Genomic DNA, 15,647 nt, shown 5'->3' with positions numbered 1-15,647 from the left:
TTGGCTTAAACCACCTTTAAGTATTGGAATAGGAAGCATCATTGTCGGGTCAGCCGGCGCGGCGGGAGCGGACCAGAGTTAGCGCACCGAGGATCATACCGATCAGCCCCATTACAATAGCAATGATCGCCCCAGCTCTCCCGGCGCCGGTACCGAAATCACCAGTGAATATGGTCAGATGCACTATAGCGTAGACTAAGACGATCAGCCCTAATACCATGGCCACGATCGACCCGTTTCGCCCACCATTTCCGGTACGACGTACGGAGCGGGCCAGAGACAGCCCACCGATGACCGCGCTGATCAGGCCCACCACCGCGTCCATCGTGGCCCAGAGTCGCCCGGGGGTTAATCCGTATCCGACATTACCGTTGGTCACTTCAGCAGAGGCAATAGTTGGAGCAAGTAGAAATGCACAAAGCATTACGAATGTAACTAGCTTCAATTTCATTTGTTAATTACCCCTCTCGGTTGTTTTTTCATCATTTGCAAGGAGACTTCATGAGTTTGATAGGAGTTCCTGCTAGATCAACTAGTAAGATCTGTTTAGCACCAAAACCTGGCGACAATATCATTACGGGTATAGGCCCGCTTTAAGCAGGGTTCTCCTCCTAGATTCTCATTTCTGGCCTAGACGTTCCAACGATCAGAACACTCGTCCGTATGCAATGACTGTGCTGAACTCAGCTAATTCAAACGTTTTTGTTTGTTTAGATCATCCAGCAATGTCGTACTTCCGTTCTACTCAATTGTGACGGAATTTCCGGATAATCCCCCCTTAATGCCGAGTTCAAGCAGCGCTTTCTCAATCGATATCGTATACAATCCGCAGTTCATCCTTCCGTCTTCAAAAATTACGTTTCTCAGAATCCGATTCCCCAGATTCATTGTCCTTCTTGTTCTTCGCGACCATCTCTCTCCTTTCACAGCCAGTTTACACAACAAATGTCGAGAACTTATGCAGATCTTCCGCTCTTTGTGTGGATTTCTTTAAGAACCTACCTAATCACGTTATAATTTTCGGTAAGCGTAGTGTACTCGCTATGGAATCAAACTAAGGGAAGGATGTGATGGGAATGGAACCGAAATTGTTGATTGTGGAGGACGAACCGGGAATGTTGGAGGAGATGCAGACCTATTTGCAACGTGAAGGGTTCAAGGTATCGACAGCCTGTACCGGCAAGGAAGCGCTCATGATTGCCCGCTCTGAGCGGCCTGATCTCGTCGTGCTTGATTGGATGCTCCCGGAAAAAAGCGGAATCGACGTATGCCGCGAGATAAGACAAACCTCGCATTGCGGCATTATTATGGTCACGGCCCGATCGGACGAATCAGATAAAATCGTCGGTCTGGAAATTGGCGCAGATGATTATTTGACGAAGCCGTTCAGCTTGCGCGAGCTCGCATCGCGCATCAGAGCTTTGCTTCGCCGTTTACGCGGACCCGAAGACAAGTCGATATTCTTGGAAAGAGACAACCTGATCATTTCCGAGGCCAAATGTCAGGTATTCAAAGACGGTCAGGAACTCCAATTGACACCTACCGAATTCAAAATTCTGTTCACACTCGCGGGTCGTCCCGGCATTGTCTTTAGCCGTTTGCAATTGTTAAAGGCTGCTTTGGAGGATGAGTACATGGGATACGAAAGAACGATGGATTCCCATATCCGGAATCTTCGCCGCAAACTGGGAGACGATCCTGCCAATCCTCGATATATTCAAACGGTATATGGTTTCGGTTACCGGTTCGGTGAACGTACATGACGGTCCGTATGAAAATGTTTGCCTGTATGGGACTGATCGTTTTCATTGTAAGCATCACGTTCTCCCTGACAACGCAGGTTTACACAAGCGGCTTGATCGATCAATTTCAAAGGGAACAAATCGATGCCAACTATTTGAGCGCATCGCCCGAAGAGCAAATCGAAATTTTTAAATCTTATATCCTTGACAATATGCAGCTGAACGAACTGCTTAATGTCACGCACGGCGTGCGCTTGTTCTTTTTTGTTGCGATCGGGTTGTTCTTCAGTTATTGGATGTCGGGGGTGCTTACCCTCCCGCTCAAAAAACTTATAGCCGCCATAGAGCGCGTGGCGCAGGGTGACCTGAACGTCAAAGTACCTGTAGACACGAAAGATGAGTATGGGAAAGTTGCCCAAACGTTCAACGATATGACGTTCCGTCTGCGTGAAGCCGAAGAGACCCGCAGGCGACTGGTGGCCGACATTGCTCACGAGCTTCGCACGCCGCTCTCCGTGATGCAGCTTAAACTGGAGAATTATCAGCAGGCCGGTCATCATGTCCCGCCGGAAATGCTGCTTCGGCTTCACGATGAGGTAATCCGGCTCAGTCAGCTTGTGAACGATCTTCATATATTGTCGCTGGCCGAATCGGGCCGGTTGTTGCTCGAACGCAAACCGCTCGATCTGACGATGCACCTAGAACGAATTGTGGACGACGTGAAATACGAAGCGGAAGAAAACGGTTTAGACGTTTGTCTTTATACGATTTCGAGTCCGGTTACCGTTATGGCCGATGCGAGACGGATCACGCAAGTATTCATTAATTTGCTGACTAATGCGATTCGTTACACGCCTCGTGGAGGGAAGATTACTGTTGAAATCGAAGACCGGGTCTTTGATAGGAATGCGTTCTTTGCATGTGTCTCGGTGATCGATACCGGCATCGGAATACCGGCGGAAGAGCTGCCCTACCTATTCGATCGATTTTACCGCGTAGACGAAGCGCGCTCGAGGCATACAGGCGGTACGGGGCTCGGGTTATCTATCGCCCATCATTTTGTAAGAGCCCACGGCGGGTTCATCCGCGTTGCGAGTCAGTCTCATGAAGGTACTACATTTACCGTTTTTCTGCCTATAGGGCGATGATGTCTATAAAAGTTGATAACTCGGCATATAAACTTGCAGGAATTCCATTTACGTTCAATATCCTCATATATCCAGGTCTGGTAGCTTTATAAGGCTGAGACAAGACCTTTGGGGAGAGTATAGGCACAGCATATTTATAGAGAATTTAAAGACATTGACATTATATATGGCCCCTCATATAATCTATTTACATTTTTACCACTATTGAACTAGAAAGGAGAACGCAAACAACAAAATCAAATAGTTTATCGAAATTTACCGCATAAAGGAGGAAATTCATGAAATCCTGGATTAAAAAAACGGCCATCCTGTTCACTTATTCCTTAACTTTAAGTTCACTTGTACCTTTTGCTTCTGGATTTGCCCAGAGCTCCACCATGATGGTCTCCAATTCCTCTCCCGTCATTAACAACGCGGGCTTTGAAACCTTGGGAAGTGGTAGTGAAATACCGGGCTGGACTTATTATTGGTCACCGCTGACTGACGAATATTCCATCTCGATCACAGATTCCAAAAGCTATGAGGGAAACTACGCTTTAAAGATGGTCGATGGAGGGCCAAAGTCACTGGGATTAATCAGTTCTTCCTTTCCGGTCACGGAAGGAAGCAGTTATGTCACCTCCGTGAAAACCTGGCTGGAACAAGGTTCGGTGGCGATGATTGTTTATTACTACGATGCCGATAATAAGGAAATCAGCAACAGCCGCTCCTCCCTATCCTCCGTAAGCAGCGATTGGTTGGACTTTACGCATGAAAGCGTCGCGCCAGCCGGTGCCGTTACAGCCAAGATTATGCTGTACTCCGGTACTGCCGGCTACAGTACCGCCTATTTCGATCATATGACCGTGTCCGCATCCACTGCAGCAGATATCCCCGTTGCCTTCGGGGATCCGATTGACCTGGGAGCCGCGACGAAAACGGTCAAAACCAGCGGGGCCGCCATGGCGAACGGCGAGGTTTACTTTGCAACGAATGGAACGCCTTCGACTTTCTATGCACTGGATGCCTCAACCGGCGAAGTCATCTATTCCTCTCCGGTCCAAGGCGTGAACACGGTATACGGTGTAACAGCCGGTTCCGACGGCAATGTATACATATCCGGCGTGGAGAACGGCATGCTGTATCGTTATTCCCCTGCCGCGAAAACGTTGGAGTCTGTAGGCGTCAATCCATCTGAAAAGCTGGTCTGGGATTTGGCAGCCACCTCGGACGGCAAAATTTACGGGGCCACGTACCCAAACTCCAAAATCTTCGAGTATGATATTGCTTCCAATCAATTCCGTGATCTCGGAAGCGTTCGTGAGAACGTCATGTACGCTCGAGGAATCGGTGTGACAGAGCAGTATATCTATGTCGGGGTGGGAAATCCTGCTTTTTTATACAAGATTGATCGTCAAACAGGTGAACAATCTGAAGTCAAGCTCCCGAACTCCGGAGCCAATGACATGATCGCCGACATCTGGTCGTATAATGGAAAGCTGTTCGTACGTTCGGGCGCTACTACCCTGTTTATCTTGGATGAAGAAACCGAAGAAGTGCTTCAATCTCTCCCTTGGCCTTCTCCAACCCGTTTTGACAGTATGATCTCCCCTCCTTCCCCACTGGACAGAGATCTGGTGTATTTCCGGAATGTAGTTAACAGTGAACTAGTCACCTATAATACGGCAACCAATGAAGTCATCCCTTTAGAAGGTGTCGTTCTGCCAAATTCAACGGTGCGGGCATATGATTGGGTTACTCCTCAAACCGGGCATAAAGCCGGCAAAACCTTGCTGGCCATGGTAACAGAAAAGCTGGAATACGTATTATTTGATCCTGAAGATCGGTCTGTCGAAACCATTATGCCTGAAATTGAAGCGGAAGGCATTGATATTCAGAGCATGGAGATGGGGCCGGAAGGGAAACTGTATATGGGCGGCTTCCATACAGCCTTATCCATCTTTAATCCAGTTTCCAATGCGTATGAACTACAGAAACGTGTCTTTCCACAAATCGAAGGGATCGGCTTTTTAAACGATAAAGTATATTTCGGCACCTATGGGGGGGCTGTCATCTACAGATACGATCCATCCCAACCGTACAAGAAAGACGTCAATCCTTCGCTCGCATTCAATATTGAGGATGGTCAGAGCAGGCCGTTCGCTTTTGCTTCAGGCGACGACCAGCTGTTCATCGGAACGATCGCCGACTATGGTCTCGTTAAAGGGGCATTGACCATGTACGATGAACCAACCGATACTTGGACCACCATTCCGGATATTGTGGAGAATCAAAGCGTGATGTCCGTTGCCTATAAAGACGGTCTGGTCTATGGAGGAACAACGATCCATGGTGGCGGAGGCTCGACCCCCGCAGCTTCGGAAGCCAAAATGTTTATTTTTGATCCCAAAACCAAAAGCAAAGTCAAGGAGTTCTCCCCTGCGATCCCCGGCATGACATCCCACCAGCTAATCGGTGACCTGAAGGAAGGGCCAGACGGGCTTTTATGGGGTGTGACTTGGGGGAAAACAGCTTCAGGAACCACCGTATATTCGGTCTTCGCTATGGACGCAGCATCACAGATGATCAAAAAGAGCAAGCTGTTATATCCGAATACCCCGTCCGGAAGTACATGGAGACCTTATTTTATCCGTTTTGGCGACGATGGTCTGCTCTACACCACGGTCGGTCGTACTCTAACGGTGATCAATCCGGAAACAATGGATTCCAAAAAAATAGCGGACAGCGTCAACCTCATGACCTTGGCAGAAGATGGCGGAATTTATTATGCGGAAGGCTCCCATCTCAAGAAGCTCCCAATCGCCTTAAAAGAAGTCGCATTGAATTTGGATGAATCGTTACTCACTGTTGGCGACCAGGCACAGCTTGTGCTGAGCGGAACCCTGTTTAATGGAAAATCCGCAGACTTGGCCAAAGCTTCGATCAACTATAAGAGCTCTGACGAAGGCATCATCACCGTGTCCGATTCTGGTACCATACAAGCTATAGGTGCCGGGAGGGCAGAACTACAGGCCACGGTTGTTCTGAACGGTATCACCGTACTCTCCAACTTGGTAGTGGTTGAAGTCCGTGCGACAGCGGAACAATTGACAGAGAAACTTCAACAGGAATTCAATCTTCGACTGGCTTCGGGCGAGATTCTTAAGCCGCTCGCGAATCAATTGGAGAACAGCCTGAAGCAAACCGAACATCAATTGCTCAAAAAACATACGACTCAGGCCATCCACCATCTTGAGAAATTCACCCGAGATCTTGCAGATCCGAAAATGAATGACTATATCGTTCCGGCCGCCAAGGAGGCATTGCTGCTCCAGGCTGCGGAGCTGCTGAATATCTTAAATCAACAATTGGACAGTTGAAATCGATGCTAGAGTTAAGCCTAAACAGCGTGTACCTATCGGTACACGCTGTTTGCGTGGATGAATTCATTACCTTTAGCTTTCGTGCATGTAGCCATTTGCCTCGCCTTTGTTTAATAATCAGCTTTAATTATTTCTACGGCTTTCTCAACATACTCGTCCCTACCTTCCATCATTCCTTCAATGGTTGGATCAAGACGAATATCAGGCTGCACTCCTATTCTTTGCGTTGGTTTTTTATCTGGATAAAATACTCCTCTTCCACTTATTGCAGTTTTTATATTTCCTGGTAGAGTAAATATAACTTTATTACCGTCAGCTCCGGCAGTAGGCCTCCCAAGAACTATTGAATTTTCTGTATTTCTCAGCGACATCGTTGTAAATTCACCGTTACTTATCGTATGTTCATTGATTAACATCACGAGTTTTCCTTTGTAAACCTCGTCATTTATATTTTGAGGCTTCCCTGAGAAAATATGCATATAATAAAATTCACCTGGTATTGCAGGATTAGGATATGACAATTTGGCAAACTCTTTTTCGGAAGGGATCAGATATTGAGCTAATTTATAGGAAAGTTCGCTAGTAGGGTAGTTTCTAAGATCAAGAATTAAACCTTTTGTATTCCACCATTCCTTCATGAGTTTATCAATCTCTCCTTCTTCCAACAGACCGGCATTGATATAGTAGATGTCTCCATTCTCCATTGCTTGCGATTTCGTATCAACAAAGAAATTAAACCATTGTCGATAGCCTGTTGCACTTATTTTCATCGTATTTCCCTGTCGGATAACGGTAACGTCAGTATTCTTCTGTTGAGTTCGGAATAATGCAGGAAAGAAATGAGCTGACGTGTCTTCTCGAGACTGTGATATATATTTTCTTCTATTTTCTAATAATTCTTCGATACTATCGTCGCCAACGTTTAGCACAATGTCTCCGACTTCAAGTCCACATTCGTTTATTACTTTACTGATAACAATCTGATTATTAATTTCGATAAAGTTTACGGGAAGCTGATACAATCCAAAATAGTCAGTAACAGTCTTTCTGTTTTTGCCCAACAAATAGGCATGAGAATCATGTATTCTAGTTGTCAGTTCTGCTAAGGTCATGTAATAGGAGTCATAATCAGACCCATCTATCATTTTAGGGATAAATTCCAGAAGCACTCGATCCCAATCCTCTTCGATGACATCTTTATAAGGATAATAATATTCAATAATATTCCAATAGCGGAATAAACCAAGTAATCTGTAGCCTGTATCATCAAATTTCATATTTATATAAGAGTTTTCATTATGCATACTCGGTTGGGGTGAATCATCCTTAAAACTTACATATGCATGTTCTCGGTCTGAAATGTTCGAATTCAAAAGCATTGATAATTCAAGACTCAGATCTGCTCCGAGATATTCCTCGTCCTTGGACCAATCTGTAGTTGGTCTGAGATGTTTATAATCCTCGGGAATTTGGTATAGCTGCTCAAGAGCCCCGGGGACGTTCTCATTACCTAACGTATGAACCCAATCATAGAGGATTGAGTTCACATCCGAATTTTCATCTATAATAGAAGGCATCACACGAAAAAGCTCATAATCCCAATTTATTTCCCCAGATACAACCTTAGGATGGTAATATTTCACCAATCCCCATACCTTACTGAGCTTAGCGATATCCTCGATCTTCTGTTCAGAAAGGCTGGAAAATTTCATTCCACTTCCTTTGTCGTACTCCTGCCCCTGCTCCTGCTTCTGCTCTTTCACTTGCTCTTTCACTTGCTCTTTCACTTGCTCAAGCTGATGAGCCTCCTGTGATGCAAAACATCCTGCAGTAATGAGGATAAACAATACACTGATAAACACAAAGAACATCCGGTCTCTTCTTTTTTTTAGTCTCACCTTTTTCCACCTTTCAGCTCAATAATTTATCTCTTTAGTCATTCTTGCAAATCTAGGACCTGCTTCGCCTTTCTAACACGTGGAATGTTAATATATTACATATTATATAAACTATCCCTCGAAATCTCTAGTGCAAATAAAAAGCCCAGCCTATATATTCTCCTAGGCTGGGGCGTATGTTGTCTGAGCGTTTATCAATAACCATAAGGGTGATAACCCAACAACATTCGTTCAACAACAACTGATTATTGCAAACTTGTGATGCTCAAAATCTTCATTATCCTTGGTAAATTGCGGACCCGATAGATAAAAGCTCTTACTCTACCTCGCCTTATACCGCTGTCTATATTCGCTCGGCAGCATGCCTGTCTGCTCTCGAAAGGTTCTGCTGAAATATTTCTCATCCTCGTATCCGGTTTGCTTGGCAATCCAAACAATTGGCCTGGCCGTCTGTTCCAGATATTCTCGCGCCTTATCGATCCGTACCTTGCGCAGATATTCATTGAAGGAATAGCCAACGATTTCTTTGAAACATTGATAGAAGTAGCTTCGGCTCAGATTGACCCGCTTCGCGACATCGATAGCGAATAACGGCAACTCAAGTTCGTCGTGCACGATTTTGACCGCGGTCATAATGCTGCCGCTCACTTCGGGGCTCAGCTGCAGGCTGCCTGATAGCGTTATCCCATTTTCCCTGAATTGTTTCAGCCAGTCCGCAACCTCCCGCCAGCACGTAAATGTGTCAGGCATCTTGATATCATCAGGTTGTATCGCTCTATAAAGCCGGTTCCAGTCAACCATACATCCATAGATCCATTGCATTAGCTTGGAGACGGGTATACGCAGTTCTTTCAATCGACTGCAAAGCTTATCAAAGGCTTCATCGTCATGGACCCATGTGAAGGCGTGTAGTAATTCCTTTACAGTGGCCGTCTCTTCTTCTCCCGGTTCAGGACGTTCCGCCATCAGCTCCATGACAGACTTCTCAATCGGATAGGGCTCATTGCCGTCGCAGTCGTAGAAAAAATCTCTGCTCCTATAGGCCCGTATTCGTAGAAGCAGCTCGGATGGAGATAAACCGGCTGTATGCCGTAGCCGTACCATATGCCATCCGGTGCTGCACGTTCCGTCTGGAAGCGGCGGCAATGGGTCTTCTTCCTCATTGCCATGAGACGGAACCTCCTTGGGAAGTTCCGTCAGCCACATCGGAATAGATCCATCCGCTTCCGCTATCCAGCCCAATGAAACGCAATCCGCTACCATTCTGCTTGTCAATGGCTCATCCGGGTACGTCAATAGTGCATAGGCCGTATCGCAAGAACAAGCCGCTACTATCGAATCCGACTCATTCTTGTGCCTCTGCTTCACTTCCACAATGCGCGAGTGAATGCGCTGAAACACTTCTTCGAACTGTTCTTTTTCAAGCTCAACCTTGGCAATGTAATCAATGGCACCCAGTCGCAGCGCTTCCTGAATGTATTCAAAATCCTGATGAAGAGTCAGCACGGCGATCGCAATATTCGGATATTGCTTGCGCACAACCCGAATTAACTCTATGCCCGACATTACCGGCATGGCCAGATCGGTCATTAACAGATCTACCCGATTCGCCTTCAGAAAATCGAGCGCCTTCTCCCCGTTGGCAGCTTCGCCTACAACTCTCATTCCGAACGATTCCCATGGCAAAAAAGACATCAGTCCCTTACGTACAAGCTTGTCGTCGTCTACGATGAGAACATGGATCATTTCGTTAAATTCTCCTCCTCGATTTGTATCGAAATGATGATGCGGGTTCCTTTGCCAAGCTCGCTTGTTACCGTAAGACTCGCTCTCCCTTCGTAATGAAATTCTAACATTCGTTTGACATAATTCAGTCCGATTCCCATACCCACTCGATGGCGTTCAGTCTGTTCCTGCTCAAGCAATGCCTCAATCTTTTCCTCAGAGATCCCCCCGCCGTTATCTCGAATTTCGATCTCAAGCCTGTCATTCTTTCTAACCACCACCTCGATTCTGCCGTTATCATCTAGCCCGTGATACAGCGAATTTTCAACCAACGGCTGCAGAATGAATCTAGGAACCGTCACTTCGAGTAATGCGTCGTCCACGTGAATATTGACATCGAACTGAAAATTGTATCGAATCTGCTGGAGAATGAGATATTGCTTCAGCGAATCAATCTCATCCCTGATCGTCGCGACACTGTTGCCTTTACGGAGATTGTAGTAAAGCAGTTTGTTCAACGAAGTGACAAGCCTGTCGATCTCCTCCTGACCGTTCATAACGGCTAGCCAATGCGCGGTATCCAGCGTATTCATCAGAAAATGCGGATTAATCTGATACTGCAGCTTCTCGATCTCCAGATCCGCTCTGCGCTTCTCCTTTGCCTTGATTTCAGAATACAGCTGCGTAATCTGAACCTTCATATGTTGAAACTGGTTTAACAACATCTCAAATTCCGGGATCCGCGATTGCGTGGCAGCCGCATTAAAATTGCTGCCCGCAATCGATTTGATCTCCTTATTAAAGCGCGACAGCGGCCGGTACACCATTTTCCATAGAAGCCAGCCAATGGTCAGACTGACTACAGCGAACAGCAGCGCCAGCCCCAGCATCTGCATCATCCAGCGATTTTTCTCGCGGTTGTAGTCGGATTTCGCAATAAGCGAGACCACACTCCAGCCCTGATTGCTGACTTGTCGATACCAATAATAGTCGGACGTAATGCCTGTTACCAGGGAAGGCGCTAGAGCGTCCGAAAAAAATGAATTTTCAGGAAAGATATCTTGAAGCTCGCTGTATGAAATCCTTCCATTGTTGTCCAGAATTAAATGATTGGTATGCTTGCTGACTTCATCCAAATCAAGAATGCTCTGCGTCAGCTTGAAACCGGACTCAATGTAGACATAGGCGTCTTCCCTCTCCGGCAAATCAACTTTTCGCAAGGCGGAAAGCACATATTGATTGTTGAATCGATCTTTACTGATATGCGGTCCAAAATAGGTGATGCCATAATACGCTGCTATGATGGGAAGGTCATCGATATCGAATGGCTGTTTCATGCCTGTATTCTCAAAAAGAGTGGTCCGATCGTCGCGTAAATAATACAGCGTTAATCCGACATTGGGATTGGTGAACGTGATTAGATTCAGCTGGTTTTTGATTTCATCCGTCAGATAACTCCGGTCATACGGCTGCTTCGCCATCAAAAACTTCTCAAGCTGCCTACCGACATTCCCCTTAAAGGTCAGTTGTTGGGAAACGTGATTCAGATTGTCCAGCGTGTTCTCAAGCGACAATCGGACCTGCTTTAAATTGCTTTGAATGCCGGATTGCAGCTTCGTATTCAGAATGGATGTAATGGTGTTGTATGACAGATAACAGGTGCAGATGAAAGGGATCAATGTTGCTGCGGCAAACAGTAAAAGAATTCGATTTTTCAAGGTCAATCGCTTCAGGCGGGACTTCCAATCCTTTTCCGGTTTCATCGTTTCATCCCCATCGATTATCGACTCCTCCTCTCTTTGAATCATATGGTCTATGATGCGCATAATCAGAAACAGGCGGAAAAATCTTTCTAGAATATAACACAAATTAAAATGATTATTGAGCATAGATTTCAATAAATCAGGTGCCAAATCCGTTAACGTTCAATTGAAAAAATCACGGGTAGACAAATGTCTTCTCCTTAGTGGGTGAAATGTCCAACCACCCGCAACAGCCGTAAATTTTTGTACATATGACCCCCTCATTTAGAAACCACCTTCTATCCATGAAGGCGGTTTCATTGTGCTACAGTTAAATGGTCCATACGAATAGTTATTCCATTCATCTGAAAGAAGGGGTGTAATTATGAAAAACAAGTCAAAGACGTTAGCGCTTTTACTGGCCTGTTTTCTCGTTCTAGCAGCTTGCAGCAATCCAACGAATAACACGCCGGCTGCACCGGAGAAAAGCGCGGAGTCCAGCGAACCCGCCGATCCATTTGGCCGCTACGAAGAACCTGTTCAGATCAGCATCAGTATTGAAATCGATCCCACCGATAATGAATTGCCTCCTGGCGACACGCCGTTGGACAATCAATACACTCGTCAGATTAAGGAAGCGCTTAATGTGGACGTCGATCATCAATTTGCTGCCTCTGGCCAGAATCTTCGTCAGAGAATTAGTCTCGCCATTGCAAGTAACGATTTGCCGGATGCTATGGTCGTCAATGCCGTTGAGCTGCGCCAATTGGTCGAAGCCGACCAAATTGCCGATTTAACGGAGGTGTATGAGCAATATGCTTCCCCGGATATAAAAACAATCATTGAAAACACCAACGGTGCTGCCCTGGATGCAGTAACATTCGATGGCAAAATCATGGCCCTCCCGGGTGTGCAAGCCAATGCCGATGGCATTCACCTCTTGTGGATCCGGCAGGACTGGCTGGATAAGCTGAACCTTGAACCGCCAACCACGATGGCAGAACTTGAGGAAGTCGCCCGTGCTTTCGTCGAAAATGATCCTGATGGTAACGGTCAGCGCGATACGATTGGGATCACCGGACCGGAAAGTGGTGGCAAGCTGTACGCGAACTTCCTTGAGTCGAAGAACAATTTATACGGTTTTGACGCAATTTTCTCCGCGCATGACTCCTTCCCTGGATACTGGCTCGAGGACGAGGATGGCAGCCCTGTATACGGCTCAATCCTGCCGGAGACACGTGAGGCGTTAGCTAGTTTAAGAGATTTGTATTCCAAAGGACTTATTGATCCAGAGATGGGTGTTCGTAACAAAGCGGATGAGCCCATTATTGCCGGAAAATCCGGAATGTTCTTTGCGCCATGGTGGATGGCTTACGGCCCGCTAACCAATGCCGTAAAAAATGATGCCGAAGCCAATTGGCAGGCTTATGCTCTGCCTTTGAATCAAAATGGCGAATTTAAACCACATGCTGCTACACCTTCTACTGAGTTTGTGGTGGTTCGGAAAGATTACGAGCATCCGGAAGTTCCCATGAAATTGCTAAACAATCTGTTTAAAAACGAGCAAGAGAACACCTTTGACCCGAGCAAAGGCGGTCCTGGTTACTATCCGCTCCGCGTGGTATACGCTCCATCCGACGAAATTGAATTTACAGTCAAAGCCCTCCGTGATGTGCTGGCAGGCAATAAAACCGCCGAGGATTTTGCAAATGACAAGGCCTACAAACTGCTGCCTTCGGACATCGCAAGCATCAAGACGATCAAAAACGAGCCTTACGATTCCATGGATCTTTCAACATGGAACCCTGAAGCGAACTGGGGAGCATGGACTCGATCGTACTCCATCATGGTGGGCGGCAGGCCGCTGGTTGATACCGAGTTTGAGGAGGTGCCCAGTCTTCTGTATGAGCAGACACCGTTAATGGAGAGCCGTTGGGTGAATCTGCGCAAATTAGAGGACGAGACTTTCCTGCGCATCATCATGGGTGCGGCTCCGCTGGAGACATTCGACTCCTTCGTCGAGAACTGGAAACGTCAAGGCGGCGACCAGATTACCCAGGAGGTTAAGGACGCGCTTGCGCAGTGATCTTAAGGCATACAACGAACCATAATAGCCAGAGCTCCCGGCAGCTGTCAGGAGCTCTGGATCACTCGATGCAGGATTCGGGGAAGGGAGTGCTGTCATGCGTATGAAAGGCTTCGCCAAACATTATTATCTGATGCTGATCCCGGGATTTCTATGGCTGTTCGTCTTCAGCATCGTTCCGATGTTCGGCATCATCATTTCGTTCCAATATTTTAATCCAGGCAAAGGTATCCTGGGCTCGGATTGGGCAGGGCTTGAGCACTTCAAGTATATGTTATTGCTGAAGGATACACAGGAAGTCTTCAGCAATACGCTTGTGATCGCGTCCATGAAGATTGTCGCCAATCTGATTGCGCCTCTGTTGTTTGCACTCATGCTCAATGAGCTGCGTTTGATGATTCTCAGACGCTGGATTCAGACCATCGTCTATCTGCCCCACTTTTTGTCTTGGGTTATTCTGGGGGGCATTGTACTCGACCTGTTCTCCTATAACGGACCCGTCAATCAACTGACTGCCTTGTTCGGATTCCAGCCTAAACTGTTCTTTGCCGACTCCCAACTGTTTCCGTTCCTCGTTGTCGGCAGTGACGTCTGGAAGGAATTCGGTTTTGGCACCATTATCTATCTTGCCGCGCTTACGGGGATCAACCCGGCACTGTACGAAGCTGCCAACATCGATGGCGCAGGACGCTGGAGAAGTCTCTGGCATATCACTTTGCCAGGGATCCGCACGACAGCCGTATTGCTTACGGTACTCAGCTTGGGTAATGTGCTTAACGCGGGCTTTGACCAGATCTTCAATCTGTACAACCCGCTCGTCTATTCTACAGGTGATATTATTGACACCTGGGTCTATCGTACAGGTTTGCTTAACCTGCAATATGAACTTGCGACCGCCGTCGGCCTGCTGAAGTCCGTTGTGGGCTTCCTGCTGATATCCGTCTCGTATTATCTGGCTTACCGTTTTGTTAACTATCGCATATTCTAAGGATTCATCCTGTTGCAAAGATATATAAACCAATCCCATTCCAACTAGAGTAGGAGGTGCTGACCGTGGTCAGAGACCGGACGTTCGGCAACCGTGTGACGGATATTATACTGATTGTTGTCCTGATAGGCATTACGTTGTCATGCATTCTGCCGATCTGGTACACCCTCTCCCTTTCGCTTAGCTCCAACTCTGCCGCTGCGGCCGGTAAGGTCTGGCTATGGCCGGTCGATTTCAATCTCAACGCATATGCCCAGATTCTCAATGACCAGCAGTTCTTCCGATCCTTCTGGACCTCGACCCAGCGAGTGCTGCTGGGGGTTATGCTTAATTTTATCATGGTTGTGCTCATGTCTTACCCGCTCTCGCGGACAGCGAAAGAGTTCAAGGGGCGCAATGTATTCATGTGGATTCTCATTTTCACGATGTTATTCAACGGTGGACTGATCCCGCTGTATTTGACGGTCAAAGAGCTCAACATGCTGAACAGCATCTGGGCACTTGTCCTGGTCGGCGGCGCGCAGACACTCGTCTTCAACGTCATCCTCACGATGAACTTCTTCCGCAACCTGCCCAAGGAGCTGGATGAAGCTGCCCTTGTCGACGGCGCGGGACCATGGTACATCCTGTTCAAGATCTACATCCCGCTGGCCGTGCCGGTGCTGGCGACCGTCTCGCTGTTCAGTATCGTGTATCACTGGAATGAATTCTTGTACGGCCTGATCTTCATGTCCCGTGAGCAATTCTATCCACTCCAGACGTATATCCAGCAGCTTGTCGTCTCGGTCGATCCATCGACGATGTCCGAGGACCAGTACCGTCGCTTGTCTGAGTTATCCAACCGGACACTCGATGCCGCCAAGATCTTCATCGCCATGCTGCCTGTCCTCATCGTCTATCCGTTCCTCCAGCGCTTCTTCATTCACGGGATTACGCTGGGTTCGGTTAAAGAGTAG

General features: G+C 47.1%; 10 protein-coding genes. 6 read left to right on the top strand and 4 right to left on the bottom strand.

All coding sequences use genetic code 11. The annotated features are described in order from the left end of the window. Positions 1-49: 49 nt before the first annotated feature. On the bottom strand, positions 50-451 hold the full coding sequence (locus JNUCC32_RS09175) for a DUF6223 family protein (RefSeq protein WP_192571751.1): 402 nt from the start codon (positions 449-451) through the stop codon (positions 50-52). 625 nt (positions 452-1,076) lie between these two features. Between JNUCC32_RS09175 and JNUCC32_RS09170 the strand changes: the two genes are divergently transcribed. The 3 genes from JNUCC32_RS09170 to JNUCC32_RS09160 all read left to right on the top strand — a co-directional run bounded on the left by JNUCC32_RS09170 (position 1,077) and on the right by JNUCC32_RS09160 (position 6,249). Continuing rightward, the gene (locus JNUCC32_RS09170; protein ID WP_096773894.1) at positions 1,077-1,763 is read left to right on the top strand and encodes a response regulator transcription factor; all 687 of its coding nucleotides are present in this window, start codon (positions 1,077-1,079) and stop codon (positions 1,761-1,763) included. After that, positions 1,760-2,890, top strand: coding sequence for a sensor histidine kinase (locus tag JNUCC32_RS09165; protein ID WP_192571750.1), 1,131 nt, complete (start codon positions 1,760-1,762; stop codon positions 2,888-2,890). Before JNUCC32_RS09170 ends, JNUCC32_RS09165 begins: the two co-directional genes overlap by 4 nt. 278 nt (positions 2,891-3,168) lie before the next feature. Then, on the top strand, positions 3,169-6,249 hold the full coding sequence (locus tag JNUCC32_RS09160; RefSeq protein WP_192571749.1) for an FIMAH domain-containing protein: 3,081 nt from the start codon (positions 3,169-3,171) through the stop codon (positions 6,247-6,249). A 113-nt stretch (positions 6,250-6,362) separates the two neighbouring features. Here the strand turns inward: JNUCC32_RS09160 and JNUCC32_RS09155 are convergent, their stop codons facing one another. From JNUCC32_RS09155 to JNUCC32_RS09145, 3 genes are all read right to left on the bottom strand, one after another. Then, a complete protein-coding gene (locus tag JNUCC32_RS09155) occupies positions 6,363-8,150 on the bottom strand; it encodes a S41 family peptidase (RefSeq protein ID WP_192571748.1) in 1,788 nt (595 codons plus the stop codon). 321 nt (positions 8,151-8,471) lie between these two features. Further along, the gene (locus JNUCC32_RS09150) at positions 8,472-9,896 is read right to left on the bottom strand and encodes a response regulator transcription factor (RefSeq protein ID WP_192571747.1); all 1,425 of its coding nucleotides are present in this window, start codon (positions 9,894-9,896) and stop codon (positions 8,472-8,474) included. Beyond that, on the bottom strand, positions 9,893-11,638 hold the full coding sequence (locus JNUCC32_RS09145; protein ID WP_192571746.1) for a sensor histidine kinase: 1,746 nt from the start codon (positions 11,636-11,638) through the stop codon (positions 9,893-9,895). The genes JNUCC32_RS09150 and JNUCC32_RS09145 overlap by 4 nt, the downstream gene beginning before the upstream one ends. A 364-nt stretch (positions 11,639-12,002) precedes the next feature. Between JNUCC32_RS09145 and JNUCC32_RS09140 the strand changes: the two genes are divergently transcribed. The 3 genes from JNUCC32_RS09140 (at position 12,003) to JNUCC32_RS09130 (ending at position 15,647) form a co-directional block, all read left to right on the top strand. After that, positions 12,003-13,703, top strand: coding sequence for an extracellular solute-binding protein (locus tag JNUCC32_RS09140; RefSeq protein WP_192571745.1), 1,701 nt, complete (start codon positions 12,003-12,005; stop codon positions 13,701-13,703). A gap of 97 nt (positions 13,704-13,800) precedes the next feature. Next, positions 13,801-14,691, top strand: a complete 891-nt coding sequence (locus JNUCC32_RS09135) for an ABC transporter permease (RefSeq protein WP_009590468.1) — start codon at positions 13,801-13,803, stop codon at positions 14,689-14,691. A 65-nt stretch (positions 14,692-14,756) separates the two neighbouring features. Continuing rightward, on the top strand, positions 14,757-15,647 hold the full coding sequence (locus JNUCC32_RS09130; RefSeq protein ID WP_015735575.1) for a carbohydrate ABC transporter permease: 891 nt from the start codon (positions 14,757-14,759) through the stop codon (positions 15,645-15,647).

Source organism: Paenibacillus sp. JNUCC32 (assembly GCF_014863545.1).
GTDB lineage: Bacteria > Bacillota > Bacilli > Paenibacillales > Paenibacillaceae > Paenibacillus_AQ > Paenibacillus_AQ lautus_A.
Note: the sequence above shows the minus strand (reverse complement) of the source record. Positions and strands in the feature narration are given on the sequence as shown.